This is a genomic window from Vibrio sp. CUB2 (assembly GCF_001557945.1).
Classification (GTDB): Bacteria; Pseudomonadota; Gammaproteobacteria; order Enterobacterales; family Vibrionaceae; genus Vibrio; species Vibrio owensii.
On the sequence record NZ_LNRB01000010.1, the window covers coordinates 110,837 to 130,797 of the forward strand.

Here is a 19,961-nt window from a genome sequence, read left to right on the forward strand (position 1 = left end):
ATTGATAATTTTACTTATTGTGTTGATTGATATTAGTGATGGCAACAATAGATAAAACAAAGTTGAAGGAAGGTAAACAATAACATAATATTGCAAATGAGAATTATTATTAATTAAGTTGATTTATGCCAATTGCTATTAGTCTTATTTTTTCGTTTGCTCTTATCATGCGGACAAAACCGAATTCACTGGGAATTGGGGTTCATATCCTAACTCACATACTACTGTTGATTTTTATCCCTTCTTCCTATGTTATTCAGTATCTTATCGTGATGTTCTTTACTTCTCCTTTGCTTATTAGGTTGGCAAAGCGTTCGTCTACATACGATGTTTTGTTTGCCTTTCTACCCTTACTCATTGGCACTGGTGGCTTGATTCTCACTTCTTAGGTTGTTCAACTTTTCTTCTCACTGGATTGAAACTAATCTTTGTCTAATAAGCCTTTTGTTTCATAAAATTAATGGATAGTTTACATTTGAATGTGTCGCATACTTGTGACTTGGTGAGGTTTTCATTTCATGTGGTTAACGAAAGAACAAAATTTGATTGTTTATTGACTCAATAGTTAGTTAAATCAGTCTGGTGAGACAATGTGAATCACATTTCTATAAACTAAAATAATTTATAAAGGTCTAACGAAGTGCGTTAGCCATTAGCGGGGGTCAGATGAGTACACAAGCTGTGCCGCAAGAAGTTGTAGTAGATGCTGTCAAAGGGGATGTTTACGCGCTAAGCCTTGAGGGGAAGGTGAGAGCGATAAACGTTGGGGATGTATTAGTTCCGGGTGATGTCATCATCACTGAAAACGGCGCTTCCATTGAAGTGATCGCGGAAGGCTCACTCTATCTCGTGGATGAGAATTGTGTAGCCTGCATACCGGCACCATCTTTAGAGCAACAACCGACAGACGCGGTTGTTCAAGCGCCCGTTGATGGCCAAATCAATGTCGATCCAACCGCGGCGGCTGACGCCGAATTCGGGGCTGAGGATGTGGCTGCAATCCAGCAAGCCATTTTAGAAGGCGCTGACCCTACGGCTATCCTTGAAGCCACGGCCGCGGGTCCGGCTGGTGGCGGCGGTGGTTCTGGGTCTGCAAACGCAGGCTTTGTTACTGTTGAATACAATAACCCTGAAGTATTGGCCTCAACGTTTTTTGAAACCTCAGCTCCGACTGGTAACACGGATACTGAAGATGATCCTGACGGCTTAAATGTCACTGTTTTTGCCGATGGTGGCCAATCTCTCTCTTCTCAAGTAACAGAAGGCTCAATTTCTCTATCAAGCTATCCGCAAACCATTTCGTCTAGTTTGCTGGTTGAAGCAGGGGATCTCGCACTTGATACTGCTTCATTTATACCCGAAACGTCTTCTTTAGAGTCTTTGTTAACTGAGCTTAACAGTGATATTACTTCTGGTGGTCAGCCAGTGGCGTTCGTTTATGACGAAGCGCAAAATGCTATTATCGGTACTCAAGAAGGTAACGAAGTGCTTCGTATCGAGATCGAAGCGACATCTTTAGGCCGTGATTTAGAGTTAGAGGTCGTTACCACGATTAGCCAGGGCGTTGACCATGTTGCGTCTGTTGCTGATGGTCAAGTATCGATCGTCGGTGATCAAATCAATATTGCTTTTGATATTACAGGTGCAGATATTGGTGGTAACAGCATTCAAGCGCCTATTGATTTTACGACAACTGTTATTGATGGCGATGATCCTGCGCCGCAAAACGTTACTTTTGAAAACGTTGAATCTTCTTCTACACCAATCACTGGCACCTTTGTTGATATTGGTAGTGATCAATTGGCAACGGTCACGTTTAATCAAGAAGGACTTAGTCAGTTCGATGGCCTACTGAGTGATAATCAGGCGACAGAAGCGGTACTCTCTGAAGACGGCAGTACTATCACCTTGTCCATTGCTGGCTCGAATGAAACCGTCTTAACCATTGGTCTGAACACAGATGGCACTTACCAATTTGAGCAATTTAAGCCGTTAGAACAAACAAACGGTGAAGATACGATTGAGCTCTCTTTGCCAACCACAATCGTCGACTTTGACCAAGATACGGCAAGCAACACCTTTACGATGACCATCCTTGATGGCGATAATCCGGTGATTGAAAACGTGACGGGATTGTCTTTAGACGAGGCGGGGGTTGACCAAGGTTCACAGGAAGGTGCGGTAGTAACAAGTGGTACTGGGTCGATCACGACAGCGGTCGGTAGCGACATCATTGATCACTATGAGTTGGAACCTACGGAGTTTAATGTTGGTGGAGAACTCCAATCTCAAGGGCAGGTTGTTCAACTAGAACTAGCGTCCAAGAGTAACGGCGTACGTACTTACGAAGGCTTCATCGAGCTGGATGGCGTGCGTATTACCGTATTTGATGTGGCGATTGATGCGCCTGCATTGGGCGAATACCAATTCAACTTGTATGAACAACTTGACCATACGGGTGCCAACGATGACTCGCTTACTTTCTCACTGCCAGTTTACGCGGTAGATGCGGATGGTGACCGCTCCTCGATTACCGACGGCTCGAACACACCAGAAGCAGCGCAAATTGTCATTCAAGTTCAAGATGACGTTCCCACGATTGATGGCGTCGAGGCACTAGCCGTCGATGAAGACGATTTATCAAGCATTGGCTCCGATCAAAGCGACTCTGTGCTCGCGCAAGGCAGTTTCACGACGACTCAGGGCTCAGACCGTGTTGTAAGTTATCAATTAGAAAGCGGTACTGACCCACTCAATGGGTTGGAATCTCAGGGTCGATCTATCTCTCTGACGGAAACAACCAACTCAGATGGCAGCTTTACCTATTCTGCAACAGCAGAAGGGGACGCTATCTTCACCTTACAAGTGAACCCTGACGGTTCTTATTCATTTACCCTTGAAGGTCCAATCGATCATGCTGTTGGTAGCGATAGCTTAACTCTAGACTTTACTATTGTCGCAACGGACTTTGACGGTGACACCAGTTCACTTGTTCTACCGGTTACCATTACTGATGATGTGCCAACCATTAACGACGTTGTTGCTCTTACCGTCGATGAGGATGACTTAAGTTCGGTAGGCTCTGACCAATCACAGCCAACGCTGGTTGAAGGTCAGTTCACGGCGACTCAGGGTTCTGATGGCGTCGTACAGTATCAGTTGGATGTAAACGCTGATCCTTTAAATGGCCTGCAATCTCAAGGTCAGACCGTCTCCATTGCCGAAACGCAAAATGCAGACGGCAGTTACACCTACAGCGCAACGGCAAATGGCAGCGCAGTTTTCACATTAATTTTGAATACCGACGGCTCGTACAGTTTTGAGCTGCAAGGTCCAATCGACCATGCGGCAAATAGCGACAGCTTAACCCTCGATTTTAATGTTATTGCTACTGATTTCGATGGTGACACAAGCCAAATCGTATTGCCTGTTACCATCGTGGATGATAAGCCAACCATTACCGACGTCGATGCGATTACCGTTGATGAAGATGACTTAGGCACGATTGGGTCAGATCAGACTGACCCGATTTCAATCGATGGCAACTTCACCACCACACAAGGCTCGGACCGAGTAGTGAGCTATCAGCTCGATGCTTCTTCAACACCAGTTGATGGCCTTACATCACAAGGCGTGGCCGTCACGCTGACTGAAACCGCAAACGGTGATGGCAGCTTTACTTACGAGGCGACGGCGGGGAGTGAAGCGGTCTTTACGCTGACAGTGAATACTGATGGCTCTTATAACTTCACGCTAGAAGGGCCAATTGATCATGCTGTTGATAGCGACGAGTTGACACTGAACTTCCCAATCATCGCGACAGACTTTGATGGCGATACCACAAACGCCACTATCCCTGTGACGATCGTGGACGATAAGCCAGTTATTACTGACGTAGATGCAATCACGGTTGATGAAGATGATCTCGCGTCAATTGGCTCAGACCAAAGCAATCCGATTTCTATTGATGGGAACTTTACTACCACACAAGGCTCTGACCGAGTGGTGAGCTACCAGTTAGATGCTTCTGCAACACCAGTTGACGGTTTAACCTCGCAAGGTGTAGCGGTAACGCTAACAGAAACCGCAAATGGTGATGGTAGTTTCACTTATGAAGCGACAGCGGGTGGCAACCTTGTATTTACTTTGGTAGTGAATACTGATGGCTCTTATAACTTCACGCTAGAAGGGCCAATTGATCATGCGGTTGATAGTGATGAGCTGACACTCAACTTCCCAATTATCGCAACCGACTTTGATGGCGACACCGTTACTGAAACCATTCCAGTCACAATTGTTGATGATGTTCCGACCATCACAGCGGTGGATGCGTTGAGTGTCGATGAAGATGACCTTAGCGGTGTGGGGTCCGACCCAGGCGGCGCTCTGTTCGTTGAAGGCGCGTTTACGACCACTCAAGGCTCTGACCGAGTGGTGAGCTATCAACTGGATTCAACCGCTGATCCTGTTGCGGGGCTAACGTCTCAAGGTGAGGCGATTACCTTGGTGGAAACCGCCAATGGTGACAGCAGCTTTACCTATGTGGCGACCGCTGACGGCAATCCAGTCTTCACGTTGAATGTAGCAACAGATGGTACGTACGATTTTACGCTGCAAGGCCCGATTGACCATGCAGCTAACAGCGACAGCCTGACGATTGATTTCCCAATTATTGCCACAGATTTTGATGGTGATACGACCACGGCAACCATTCCAGTCACAATTACGGATGATGCACCAATCATCGATAATGTTGTGCCTCTGGCTGTAGACGAAGATGATTTATCAGGCATTGGCTCAGACCAAACTGACGCTGTGTTTGTTGAAGGCGCGTTTACGACCACTCAAGGTTCAGACCGTGTGGTGAGCTACCAACTTGATTCAACGGCTGATCCTGTTTCAGGTTTAACTTCTCAAGGTGAGCCTGTTACTTTGGTGGAGACTGCGAATGCCGATGGCAGCTTCACTTACGTGGCTACCGCGGATGGCAATCCTGTCTTCACCATGAATGTGAATGCTGACGGTACATATGACTTCCGTCTGGAAGGGCCAATCGATCACGCGTTAAACAGCGATGAGCTAGTACTGAACTTCCCAATCATTGCAACAGACTTTGATGGCGATACGACGACCGCGACCATTCCAGTCACGATTACTGATGACGTTCCAACCATTAATAATGTTGTTCCACTGACAGTAGACGAAGATGATCTCGCTACAATTGGCTCAGACCAAAACGATGATGCGTTTATGTCGGGCTCTTTCAGCACAACTGAAGGCTCAGACAGCGTTGTTAAATACCAGCTTGATGCAACGGCAGATCCAGTAGCAGGGTTGACCTCTCATGGTGAGCCTGTCGTGCTTGCAGAGACAGCAAATGGTGATGGCAGCTTTACTTACACTGCCACAGCAAATGGCAATGACGTATTTGAATTGGTGGTGAAGCCAGACGGCAGCTACACCTTTACTCTGCAGGGCCCACTAGACCATGCGGTGAATAGCGACAGCCTGCAAATCGACTTCCCGATTATCGCAACAGACTTTGATGGCGATACGTCGACAGAAACACTACCTGTCACCATCGTTGATGATAAACCGACCATCACTGACGTAGATGCCATCACGGTTGATGAAGATGACTTAGCGACGATTGGCTCTGACGGCTCAGGTCCAATTTCAATCGATGGCAACTTCACTACAACGCAAGGCTCTGATGGGGTAGTGAGCTACCAATTGGATGCTGCTGCAACGCCAGTTGATGGTCTAACATCGCAAGGTGTGGCAGTGACGCTGACGGAAACTGCAAACGGCGACGGTAGCTACACTTATGAAGCGACAGCAGGAACTGAAGCCGTATTTACGCTGACTGTGAATACGGATGGCTCATACAACTTCACGCTTCAAGGTCCAATCGACCATGCGGTAGACAGTGATGAGCTGACGCTGAACTTCCCAATCATCGCGACGGATTTTGATGGTGATACCACCACAGAAACGATCCCAGTCACCATCGTGGACGATAAGCCGGTTATTACTGACGTCGACGCCATTACGGTTGATGAAGATGATCTAGCGTCAATTGGCTCAGACCAAAGCAATCCGATTTCTATTGATGGTAACTTCACCACCACACAAGGTTCAGACCGAGTGGTGAGTTACCAACTTGATGGCACATCAACACCAGTTGACGGTTTAACGTCGCAAGGCGTGGCTGTCACGCTGACTGAAACCGCAAACGGTGATGGCAGCTTTACCTATCAAGCAACAGCAGGTACCGAGTCGGTCTTTACACTGACAGTGAACACTGATGGCTCTTATAACTTCACGCTTGAAGGCCCAATCGATCATGCTGTTGATAGTGATGAGTTAACGCTCAACTTCCCAATCATCGCGACCGACTTTGATGGTGACACCACAAATGCCACTATCCCGGTCACCATCGTGGACGATAAGCCAGTTATTACTGACGTAGATGCCATTACGGTTGATGAAGATGACCTAGCGTCAATCGGTTCAGACCAAAGCAATCCAATTTCTATTGATGGTAACTTCACCACCACGCAAGGCTCAGACCGAGTGGTGAGCTACCAACTCGATGGCACATCAACACCAGTTGACGGTTTAACCTCGCAAGGTGTAGCGGTCACGCTAACAGAAACCGCAAATGGTGATGGCAGTTTTACCTACGAAGCAACAGCGGGCTCTGAAGCGGTCTTTACGCTGACTGTGAATACTGATGGCTCTTATAACTTCACGCTAGAAGGGCCGATTGATCACGCGGTTGATAGTGACGAGTTGAAACTAAACTTCCCAATTATCGCAACCGACTTTGATGGCGACACTGTCACTGAAACCATTCCAGTCACGATTGTTGATGATGTACCGACCATCACAGCGGTGGATGCGTTAAGTGTCGATGAAGACGACCTTACCGGTGTCGGTTCAGACCCAGGTGGTGACCTGTTCGTTGAAGGCGCGTTTACGACCACTCAAGGCTCTGACCGAGTGGTGAGCTATCAACTGGATTCAACGGCTGATCCTGTTGCGGGGCTAACGTCTCAAGGTGAGGCGATTATCTTGGTGGAAACCGCCAACGGTGATGGCAGCTTTACTTATGTGGCGACCGCAGACGGCAATCCGGTATTCACGTTAAACGTAGCAACAGATGGCACTTACGATTTTACGCTGCAAGGCCCGATTGACCATGCAGCTAACAGTGACAGCCTGACGATTGATTTCCCAATTATTGCCACCGATTTTGATGGTGATACGACTTCGGCAACCATTCCAGTCACGATTACGGATGATGCACCAATCATTGATAATGTCGTGCCTCTGGCTGTAGACGAAGATGATTTATCAGGTATTGGCTCAGACCAAACTGACGCAGTGTTTGTTGAAGGCGCGTTTACGACTACTCAAGGTTCAGACCGAGTGGTGAGCTACCAACTTGATTCAACGGCTGATCCTGTTTCAGGTTTAACTTCTCAAGGTGAGCCTGTTACTTTGGTAGAGACTGCGAATGCCGATGGCAGCTTCACTTACGTGGCTACCGCGGATGGCAATCCTGTCTTCACCATGAATGTGAATGCTGATGGCACATACAACTTCCGTCTAGAAGGGCCGGTTGATCATGCGTTAAACAGCGATGAATTAGTTCTGAACTTCCCAATCATTGCAACAGATTTTGATGGCGATACGACGACCGCGACCATTCCAGTTACGATTACTGATGACGTTCCAACCATTGACAACGTTGTTCCACTTACGGTGGACGAAGATGATCTCGCTTCAATTGGCTCAGACCAAAACGATGATGCGTTCATGTCGGGTTCTTTCAGCACAACTGAAGGCTCGGACAGCGTTGTTAAATACCAGCTTGATGCAACAGCAGATCCAGTAGCAGGGTTAACCTCTCATGGTGAGCCTGTCGTACTTGCTGAGACAACAAATGGTGATGGCAGCTTTACTTACACTGCCACAGCAGATGGCAATGCCGTATTTGAATTGGTGGTGAAGCCAGATGGCAGCTACACCTTTACTCTGCAGGGCCCACTAGACCATGCGGTGAATAGCGACAGTCTGCAAATCGACTTCCCGATTATCGCAACAGACTTTGATGGCGACACCTCATCGAAGACGTTACCTGTCACCATCGTTGATGATAAACCAACCATCACTGACGTAGACGCAATCCGCGTGGATGAAGATGACTTAGCGACGATTGGCTCCGACGGCTCAGATCCAATTTCAATCGATGGCAACTTCACTACAACGCAAGGCTCTGATGGGGTAGTAAGCTACCAATTGGATGCTGCTGCAACGCCTGTTGACGGTCTAACATCACAAGGTGTGGCCGTCACGCTGACTGAAACCGCAAACGGCGACGGTAGCTACACTTATGAAGCGACAGCAGGAACTGAAGCCGTATTTACGCTAACAGTAAACACGGATGGCTCATACAACTTCACGCTTCAAGGGCCAATCGACCATGCGGTAGACAGTGATGAGCTGACGCTGAACTTCCCAATCATCGCAACGGATTTTGATGGTGATACCACCACAGAAACGATTCCAGTCACCATCGTAGATGATAAACCGACCATTACTGATGTCGATGCGATTACCGTTGATGAAGATGATTTAGGCACGATTGGTTCGGATCAGACTGATCCGATTTCAATCGATGGCAACTTCACTACCACACAAGGTTCAGACCGAGTGGTGAGTTACCAACTTGATGGCACATCAACACCAGTTGACGGTTTAACGTCGCAAGGCGTGGCCGTCACGCTGACGGAAACCGCAAACGGCGATGGTAGCTTTACTTACGAAGCGGCAGCGGGGACTGAAGCGGTCTTTACGCTGACAGTGAATACCGATGGCTCTTATAACTTCACGCTAGAAGGTCCAATCGACCACGCGGTAGATAGTGACGAGCTGACACTGAACTTCCCAATCATCGCAACCGACTTTGATGGCGACACGTCTGCTGAGACAATTCCTGTCAAGATCGTTGATGACAAACCGACACTTGGTGGCATCGAAGCAACAAGTGTGCAAACGGTTGACGAGGACGATATCCCAACAGTCGGATCTGATGGTACGAAGTCGAACAGCATTGCAGGTAACTTCATCGCGATTGATGGCTCTGATGGCATTGTGGAGTACAGCGTTTCTGACCTGACGATGCCAGTACAAGGCTTGACCTCTGGTGGTCAATCTCTGGTTATGGTTGAAGTATCAAACGCAGGTGGCGTTTCAGTTTACGAAGCTCGTATTGATGGCACGACGACACCAGTATTCCGTGTAACTCTCGATGCTTCTGATGATAGCTACATGTTCGATTTGCTTGCTCCTCTCGATCATCCAAATGCTGATGGCCAAAATGAACTGGTCATCAATTTACCGATAAACGCGACTGACTTTGATGGAGACGTGTCGAACAACATCACCTTACCAATTACGGTTGTGGATGATGTTCCGACCATTGATGGTTTACTAGCAGGCAGCGAACAAACCGTTGATGAAGATGACCTACCAGCAGGCACGGATGCTGCAAGTGCAGAAGATACTGTTATTTCAGGTACTTTTGATATCACCGAAGGTGCTGACCAAGTTGCTTCTATTCAGCTGAATGACCTGACCACGCCTGTTGCTTCACTGACTTCAGATGGTGAAGCTATCACCTTAGTTCTGTCTTCTAGCGCAAACGGCGTGAACGTATACCAAGGTGTTGCTGGCAATCCTGCTGAAGTGGTTTTCGAACTGACGCTGGATGCAACGAACAACTCCTATGAGTTCGATTTACAGAAGCCGCTTGATCATCCCGATGGTAATCAGCAAAACGAGATTGTTATTAACCTCTCTGTGACGGCGACAGATAATGATGGTGATACTTCACCAGCCTTCACATTGCCAATTACCGTTGTGGACGATGTTCCAGTTGTTACCAATATTGAAAGTCTACGTGTCGACGAAGATGACTTACCTCTTGGTTCTGATGGAACGAAAGAGCCATTAACGGTATCAGGTGAGTTCGAAGTCACTAGCGCAGATGGTATTGATGCTTTCGAATTGGATCTAAGCTCAAATCCTATCCCGAACCTGAAATCGGGCGGAGAAGAGGTAACACTTTCTCAAGACGTTGGTGCTTCAACTGCTGACGCGCTTGTTTACGTGGGACAAACACCGGGTGGAGTGACGGTCTTCACGTTGACACTTCATCAAGATGGTAAATACGACTTTGAGTTATCTGGTCAGTTAGATCACGCGGTTAACTCTGATGAAATTTTGTTGAATCTACCTGTGAAGATCACGGATGGCGACAACGATACCATCACTGCGACCTTGCCAGTGACCATCGTAGATGACAAACCAACCATTGATGCTATTAGCTCTGGTAGTACCTTGTCTGTGGATGAGGATGATATTCCAAGCCAAGGTTCGGACGACACGCCAGAATCCAATATCATTGGTGGCAACTTTGACGTTACTGATGGTGCCGATTCTATCGTTAGCTTCCAGTTGGATAATTTAACATCGCCTGTTTCTGGCCTTACCTCAGGTGGTCAACCGCTTGAGTTGGTTGAGTTTTCAAATTCAAACGGTGTGATTGAGTACCGAGCTTATGTACAAGGTACGACGGACACCGTCTTTAAACTGACGCTAAATGGTTCAGCAGACAGTTATGAATTTGAACTGTTGGGTGCACTTGATCATCCTGCGGGTAACGATGAAAACTCGTTAGTCATCAACTTCCCAGTCAACGCGACTGATTTTGATGGCGATGTTTCAAATAATGTCACCTTGCCGATCACAGTGGTGGATGATGTTCCTGCGATTGTGAAAGTGACAGACACTAGCCAACAAACAGTCGATGAAGATGATCTCGCTGGTGGCTCAGACACGACAAGTAGCGATTCAACGTTATTAACTGGTGGATTTGAAGTCGTTGATGGTGCGGATGAGATTGTCAGTTACCAAGTTTCTGACCTCAATGCCGTTGTGTCTGGCTTAACTTCGAACGGCAACAGCATCGAGTTGAATGTGGTGAGCTCGGTTGGTGGTGTAACCAGTTACGAAGCGGTCATTACTGGCACATCAACTAAGATCTTCACGTTGTCTCTTGATGCGAATAACGACAGTTACCAATTTGAACTATTGGGACCAATCGATCATGACGCTGTTCAAGGTGAAAACAACCTTGTCATTGATATTCCAATTACAGTGACAGATTTTGATGGTGATACGTCATCATCACTGAACCTTCCAATCACCATTGTTGATGACATTCCTGAAATTTCATCAGCAGATGCTTTGGCTGTTGACGAGGATGATCTCGCTAATGGCTCTCGGGCAACCAACAAAGACAGCCTAGAAGCAACAGGCAATTTCGATACGGTAGAAGGGGCAGATACCGTTGTCTCTTACCAGTTGGATCTTACTTCTAACCCGATCCCAGGAGTCACTTCAGGTGGTCTCGCGGTAACGTTAGTTCAAACCGCGGTAAGCAACAACAACTTTACTTATCAAGGTCAAACACCGGATGGTAACTCAGTGTTCACGCTAGTTTTGAACGCTGACGGCTCTTACAAGTTTACGCTTGAAGGTGCGCTAGACCACTCAACCCAAGGCGAAGATACACTCATACTCGATCTTCCAGTCTTCGCGACCGATGTCGATGGCGATACGGCCGGTATTAACTTACCAGTGACGATTACAGATGATGTTCCAACCCTGCACGATGCGTCTATTTCACGTGTTGAGGGACAAGGAAACCGTACGGTTCGCTTATTCCGAGACCCTGTAGAAGGTGATGATGATCTTGGTGCTGACGGCGCACAAGTGACGTCATTCTCGGCTGATGATTCGGGTATTTACTTCAAGCAAAACGGTGTTGACTCGGATTCTGTTGATTTGAACGGCAGCAACCAAGTTGTGTTCGTTCACAAGGTTCTTGACGGAGTGGATACCGAAATCGGTCGTTTGATTGTTCGAACCGACGGCCGCGTGTCTTTCCGACCAAATGACGATCTTGATCATACAGAAAACGACTCTATTGATTTCACCATCAACGTTGTTGCAACCGATGGTGACGGTGATACTAGTGATGCAGATGTTGATATCTCAATCACCGACCGTAACGCGCAGATTAATACGTCAACCGTCACCGCGTTCGAGGACCAAGGTCGTGGTGGTGTTGTCGCAGGTGTGGATTCTGCAAATACGCAAGATAACCTATCAACCTTGGATGTGACGCCGGCGAAAGTCGATTTGGTTATCGATTTGCATGATATCGATCGTAACGAGAGCCTAGGTGACATCACTATTCGAGATGCCAATACTCACAACGGTACGTTCTACTATCGAGACGGTAGCGGCAACTACATTGAATTAACGCCTGTCGGCAATACGGTTGTTCTTGATGCATCAAATGTTGAGCAATCATTCAATGGTGAGCTTGTCTCGCTAGACAACTTGTACTTTGTGCCAGATCGCCATTCGTCAACCGATGCTTCTGGTATCGATCCTCGTATCCGTGTGGAAATCCTTAACAATGGTACGTCAGACCACACGATTAATGGTCGCTTGGATATTGAAGTTGATGCCGTGGCAGATATTGCAACGTGGAACGCTAGCAGCACCTTCGATTACACCGTTGATGAAGATGGCAACAATGTTGAGTTAGACATTGAGGCGAACACTCAAGACATCAGTAACCCAGAGTCCATCGTATATGAACTTGTCTTTACCGAGGGTGGAGACAACGCGACGTTGGTTTACTCAGATGGTACACCTATTCCAGAAGTAGGTGGCAAATACCTAGTGGATGCGAGTCGTATTGACGAGGTTGAAGTGGATCCTTCGGAGCACTTCTCTGGCCAGATTAAGCTAGATGTAACCGCGATTACGACGGAAAGTACCAACCCTCTGACGGGCAAAGAAACGGCGCGTTCTGAAACCGAAGAAATTGTGATTGACGTTAACCCTGTCGCCGACCAAGCAGACTTTGTGGTGAATCGCATCAACATTTTTGAGGATAACGCTCGAACTCAAGATACCGTCGACCCTGTGACAGACCACGATCCGCTTCAGTTGAGCGAGGTCATTACGATGAGCCCATCAGATGATATTGATGGCTCGGAAAAACTGTTTGTACGCATCGACAATTTCTCCATTGATGGTGTGACGTTGGTTTGGCTTGATACAGCAAATCCAAGCCAAATCAATGCAGTTACAGACAGTGGCGGGAATGTTCTTTACTACGAAATTCCAGAATCAAGCCTTGCTAATGTTGAAGTGCTTCCTCCATTACACAGTAACGAAGACTTCACGTTTGATGTAGAAGGTATTGTGAAAGACAACGCCTCTCTATCAGGGGGCGCCGCTCAGGACATTCGTTCTTTGGGCACGCAATCGGTGATTGTATCGGTGAAAGGTGTTGCGGATATTCCAGACATCGAACTGAACGATAAAACTGGCATTTGGAACGTGTTCGATGATGGTACCGTTCGAGGAATCGAGGCCGAAATCGATGAGAACGGTCAAGTTGATCTCGCGTTTAGCGTGGTGTCAGGAGAGCTGAAAGACAACCCAGCTGATAGTTCAGAATCCATCACGGTACTGCTGTCTAATATCCCTGATGGTGTAGAACTGTTTGATAACGATGGTGCCTCTATCGACCTGACGTTTGTTGGATACGATGGAGCAGGCCAGCCGATTTACGAAGCAAACATTACCAATGCTAACGTAAACTCGGGCATTGTTATTCGACCTGAAGCGTCATCGACAGAAAATATTACCATTACAGCAACCACTATCGTGACTGAGAACGATGGTCATACGCGTGAGGTAACCGGTGAAATCCGCGTTAAAGTTGCCCCTGTGATTGATGCTCAAGACAACTATGTCGTTAGCTCTGAAGGCAACGAAGACACGCGCATTAATATTGATTGGGAGCCGACAGCAACGCAAAGCCCAGATGCGGACGAATTCTTTGCTGCTCTAACAATCAGTGGTTTCCCAAATGGCAGTACTGTTTATGTTGACGGTGTCGCGCAAACCGTGACAGGTGGCAGCATTACGCTCACTCCGGGAACTAACGAGTCAGAGCAAGACTTCTCTGCCAGAATCACTCAAGATGGCTATATTCAAGTCCAGCTTGAACCGGACTCAAGTACTGACTTTAGCTTGAGTACACAGGTGACGGTGAAAGAAATTGATGCAGAGTATGTCGACTCAGGCAATCCGGGTGAGGGCATTGCATCTACCGTGATCAACGGTACAGTCAATGTTCAAGTGAATCCGGTTGTTGAACCAGAGGACTTAACAGGTGATGTTGCAGATCAAACTCGTCTACTGGTTGAAGAATCGGGTGGTACAACAACCGATGTAGTTCGTGCTGATGCTCAAGGCCATATCGATTTCACGATTAACAGCAGTACTGGTGGTCAAGCCGGTGCTAACATCATCAAATATCAAGAGTTTGATGATTCTTCTGATGAAGTCGTGACTCAATTGGTGGTTCAATTCAGTATTACTGACCCAGAAATCTTGAATCAGCTAGTCATTGTTGGTGCATCGAATGAAGGTGGTGGTCGCTGGACGATCACCGATGAAGAGAACTTCTCGATTATTGCGCCAGCAGGTTTGGATCTTACACCTAATGATGACACTGACGACGGCGATAACAACGGTATTTCCTCAATTGGCTTAACCATCTACGCACAAGTGAACGACTTGGGTGAAGATGCGGTCGAAGAAGACGCAACAGTTCAACGTCAGACTGACATCACACTTGAGTTCCCAACAGATATCACGCCTCAAACCAGCGTAGCAGCTGAAATTGACCTTGATAACACGGTTCAAATTGATGGCAACGAAGACAATACTGTTGATTTGGGTACGCAATTGTCATCTAAAGTCACCACCATCAATGCCGATGGTGTAGAAGATGTCCTAACGCTGGTTATTGACCCTTCATCACCTGGTGTACCTCCGGGCCTAGTTATTGGCGGCACTGACGTTGACTTCGTTGACGGCAAATACGTGTTCCAAGCTTCGATTGATGCGAGTGGCAACATTACCGGCCTCGATGGTTTGACCCTACGTGTTGCCGAAGACTGGGCAGGTGACTTCACGCTGCCAGTTCTGTTTGTTACCACCGATACTCAATCGGGTGATGAAAATACGACGCTAGAGTCGCTACCTGTTCAGATCTTGCCAGTTGCGGATGTCCCAGGTTCTTCGGGTGATCAACCTCTTGATAGCAATGTGACACCAGATGTGACAGTCGATATTACTGGTACGTTAGGCTTAGATGCCGACAAGCAACCAGTGAACGACCTTAACAATGATGTCCCAACCAACGATGGTATTGGCTACGAAGATGGCTTGATTCAACTCAACTTGAATGTCGACTTTGCTGACAACCGTAATAACTTGCAAGCGGGCAGAGAGACGCTCACCAACATTAAGCTCACGCTTGATGATACGACGTTAGGTGAGTTTGTTGACGCGAGTGGCAACCCATTAGGCACAAGTATCGAATTCAGTGCTGCTGAAATTGCTGCGGGCGCATTGGATGAAGTGTTGTTCAAGCCTAAAGAGAACTACCCAGTCGGTGGCGGTCAAAATACCGTTCAAATTAATATCGAAGGGGAGATCACGGACACAGCAATCATCGATCAAACCACGCTTGCTAACCCTGGCGACGATACCGATGTTCGCACCTTTACTGATAACGTGTCGTTTGAAATCACCCCGGTGGTTGATGACATTACGATAAGTGGTGCAGATCCTTCTCAACCTATCGTTGTCACAGGCGATGAAGATACCCTTATTTCATTGACGCAGTCAGGCTCCGGCGTATCGGTGAGTCTGAACGATAATGATGGTTCAGAGCAGTTTGTGTCCTTGAAGCTTACTGGATTACCGACCGACTTTATTGTGACTTCTAGCTCTCCTGATTACACGGTGAAAAACAACGGTGGTGGTGAGTGGAGTATTCAACTAAATGATTTGACACAAACGTCCGTTGATTTGAGTTCAATTCAAATCCAACCACCGAAAAACTTCAGTGGTGAAGTTGATATTGGTATTACTGCCTTCACACAGGAAGAGTTGCTTAAAGTACCTACGGAACACACTGGCAACTTCAAAGTGATCATTGATCCAATTGGTGACGATGTTGATGTAAACCCAGATACCTTAGTTTCAGGTAATGAGGGTGAAGACATTGAAATCAATATCAATGCTCTCGTGGTCGACAAGCAAGAGTCGATTGGTGATGGTGCGAATTATGAAGAGAATGATCCAGAAACGCTTCGTGTAGAAATCGCGAATGTGCCAGACGGTGCAAGCATTGAACTTACCGACGGCACTGCATTTGCCGACCTAGGTGGCGGTGTGTTCGTTCTAGAGATTGATGCTCAAGATCTGGATAAAGTGGTCTTTAACTCTGGCGATCGCAACGATAACTCTTGGAATGGCACATTAGAGTTTAAAGTGCAGGCGGTTGATACTGGCTTAGATGGAAGTCAAAGCCTAGGCACGCCAAAAGAGTTTGACGTTAATGTCGAAGTAGAAGCTGTTAACGACCGCCCAGAGTTCGTGAATACAGTGGATGTTGAAACGCCAGAGGATACTCCGTTACTGCTTGATGGCTTCAGCATTACAGACGTTGATGCGGTGCTAGATGATCCGAATGCTGAGTACGTGCTCAATGTTACTGTAGACAGCGGTATCTTGGAGCTCAACCCAACGCTCATCACTACTTACAACCTAACCGTGAGCGGTGATGGTACGGACTCCGTTGAACTGAAAGGCACTGTGGCCGATCTAAACAATGCCATTGCAAACGGTCTGATTGAGTTTAATCCAGACCTGAACTTCTTTGGTGACGTTCAGGTGGACGTGACAGTCGATGACCAAGGCAATGAAGGTATCGTGATTGGTGGGGTAGATGACACCCTAAATACCAACAGCAGCAGCTTCAATATTGAAGTGACAGCGGTGAACGATACTCCAGAAACTACGCCAGTGACGCTACCGGATATTGAAGAAGACAGTGGTGTGTTCTCTATCTCTGAAGCGGACCTTATTGTGAATGCGACAGACGTAGAAAACGACGACCTCACTGTTAGCAATGTTCAGTTAACCGATCCAAGTTCGGGTAGCATTACTTTCAACAGCGGTACTGGTGAGTGGGAGTTTACTCCAGCACCAGATTACAACGGTCCAGTTGAAATCACGTACACCATTACAGATGATGGCACGACAGATGGTGCATCCGATCCTAAATCGGTTAATGGCAGCGCGTCGTTCAATGTAACGGAAGTAAACGATGCACCAACAACGTCTGAAGTGACACTTTCTGATATTGCTGAAGACAGTGCGGCGGTGGAGATTACCCAAGCTGATTTGTTGGCGAATGCCTCTGATATTGAGAACGACACGTTGACGGTGAGTAGCGTTCAATTGATCGACCCAAGTAGCGGTACATTGGATTTCGATAACGTCTCAGGTACATGGTCATTTACACCAGCTCCGGGCTACAACGGCACGGTGAACCTGACTTACACCATTACCGATGACGGTACGACGAACGGTGCTTCTGATCCTCAGACAGTGTCAGGAACGGCAACCTTTGAAGTCACCGAGGTGAACGATTCTCCGGTGACATCTGAAGTAACGCTAAGCAGTACGGAAGAAGATGCTGGCGCGGTGACGATTACTGCGACAGAACTTCTGAGTAATGCGAGCGACCCTGAATCGGACAATTTGACCATTAGTAATGTTGCTTTGGCAGACCCTTCGGCGGGTATGTTAACGCAAGTCAGTGCGACAGAATGGACGTTTGAACCTGCTGCAGATTTCTTTGGTGACGTTAACTTCACTTATGAAATTACAGATGACGGAACCACTAACGGTGCGCCAGACCCAGTCACAATTGCTGGCACAGCAGTGTTGAATGTTGAAGCGACCAATGACGCACCTGAAATCACAGCTACGTCGGTAACGGATACGATCAACGAAGCCGATAGCCAGAAAATTACTGGTATTAGTGTAAGCGACATCGACTTCACTGGTGCACAGGCGAACGAAATCATGACGGTGACGCTAGCGGTGACTGAAGGTGACGTTCGTGTTGAGCCGCCGGCAGGTAGTGGTGTCACTGTAGGAGCGGGAATGTTTGGTGAAATTATCCTAATGGGAACACCAGATAACATTAACTCCGTTCTTGGTGCGACAGATGCTTCTGAGGGCGTATTTGTAGATGCAGGAGACGTGGATGCTGCTTCAATCACCTTATCGGTGAAAGTCGAAGACAACGGTGTGTACTTTGAAAATGCATCGGGTACAGCATTGGAGGCGAATCAAGACTTCACCATCAATGTGACCCCTGTGGCTGACGCGCCAACACTGGGTATCGATCCTCAGTTTAACTACGTTCGTCAAATTGCTGCTAGCCAAACCGCGAGCAGTCAAGGTCTTGCGATTGTGGGGATAATGGCGGCGTTGACCGACATTGACGAGGTGCTTTCACTGGAACTAACGGGTGTACCTGCTAGTGCAGAGGTGACAAGCGGTGTTTCTCCATCAGGCATCAGCTTCGATGGTACCAGTTGGACAGTACCAAGCGATGAAATTGATACGCTAGAAATTGTGGCGACGGACACCAACAGTGGTATTGATATCGGTTCTTACGATATTTCGGTTACTGCGATATCAACAGAATCCAATGGCGATGAAGCGCAGTCTTCGCCTGTCCAAATTAGTTTGGATGTGAGCGGCGATAACGACGATATTGATCAGTCAAGCGCAACAGACGACAGCTACCTAGTTGGTGGAGACACAGGTATTAACTTAATTGGTGGGGAAGGTGACGACCTTATCGTAGGTGGCGATGGTGATGATGTGCTGATCGGTGGCCTAGGTTCAGACATCCTAACCGGTGGTGACGGCAGCGATACCTTCAAGTGGACAGTGGATTCCGTTGACGAAGGAGCAGTGGATACCATTACTGACTTTACCGTGAACGAAGACAGTATCGATTTGCGTGAGGTCATCTCTGATCTTAACAATCCAATGATCGATATGGATGATCTGCTTGGCCACATTTCGGCAGACTACGATGCGGCTACCGAGGCGGTATCGTTAAACATCACGACCGACACCAATGTGCATCAAACCATCGTGGTTGAACACTTAGGTGATGCGCTGGACTTTAACGGTCTGAGTTCAAACGAGATCGTTGAGTCACTGCTAAACAATAATGTGCTTGCCAATGGTTAACACAGCCTAAAAGCAAAAGCGCGATAGCTCATAGAGTTATCGCGCTTTTTTGTGTCTGATATAAAAAGCAGTGTGCTGATTGATATTTAAAGCGTTGTTTACACGTGAATGTCGAGTAGGCTGCCGATCACTTCGTTGTTCTTATCAACAACCGATGCACCGATTCGGTTATAGCTTGCAGCTTGAGTTAAGTTAACGAGAGGCTCGATTGGGTTTGAAGGCAATTCAGAGGAGACTTTATTGAAATTAAGCTCGTTATCTTTGACAAGGTCAACTTTGTTAAACGTTAAATCGTTTTCTTTCACAAAGTCTTGTTGAATTTCATGCGCAGCACCTTCAGCCATCTTCTGCGACAGCTGAATCATATTATATCCGGACTGTATTCCTGATACTGGCATGTTAACTCTCTCACTTGTTATGCTTTTGTTAGCATAGGAAGTGTTGCAATTTCGTGCAAGTTCTTTATTCGAACGTTTTGATTATGCAAACAGTTTTGAAAGCATATCGCGTTCTTCGTTAGAAAGAAGCGGGCTTTCCTTTTTGTTAAGCGAATGACTAATGTCACCCTGAAGCGATTTTAATTGGCTCGCTGTCAGCTCATTAATCTTTTGTCTCAGTTCATTAAACTGTTGAGTAGTCATTTCGATCTCCTCACATTTCTT

3 protein-coding genes are annotated in these 19,961 nt (G+C 47.1%); 1 reads left to right on the plus strand and 2 read right to left on the minus strand.

Annotated features, from left to right (window positions below):
* The first annotated feature begins 666 nt into the window (after positions 1-666).
* Positions 667-19,299 carry a retention module-containing protein gene (locus ATB78_RS17235; protein ID WP_061009459.1) on the plus strand — a complete coding sequence of 6,211 codons (18,633 nt, stop codon included), beginning with the start codon at positions 667-669 and terminating at the stop codon, positions 19,297-19,299.
* 98 nt (positions 19,300-19,397) lie between these two features.
* Here the strand turns inward: ATB78_RS17235 and ATB78_RS17240 are convergent, their stop codons facing one another.
* Together ATB78_RS17240 and ATB78_RS29860 are read right to left on the minus strand one after the other, a co-directional pair.
* A complete protein-coding gene (locus tag ATB78_RS17240; protein ID WP_061009461.1) occupies positions 19,398-19,664 on the minus strand; it encodes a hypothetical protein in 267 nt (88 codons plus the stop codon).
* A 114-nt stretch (positions 19,665-19,778) separates the two neighbouring features.
* Entirely contained in the window at positions 19,779-19,940 is a 162-nt protein-coding gene (locus ATB78_RS29860; protein ID WP_171374408.1) for a hypothetical protein, read from the minus strand.
* Positions 19,941-19,961: the final 21 nt, after the last annotated feature.

Coding starts and splice junctions, on each gene's coding strand:
- ATB78_RS29860 (WP_171374408.1), bottom strand. CDS start 19,940: ATGACTACTCAACAGTTTAATGAACTGAGACAAAAGATTAATGAGCTG.
- ATB78_RS17240 (WP_061009461.1), bottom strand. CDS start 19,664: ATGATTCAGCTGTCGCAGAAGATGGCTGAAGGTGCTGCGCATGAAATT.
- ATB78_RS17235 (WP_061009459.1), top strand. CDS start 667: ATGAGTACACAAGCTGTGCCGCAAGAAGTTGTAGTAGATGCTGTCAAA.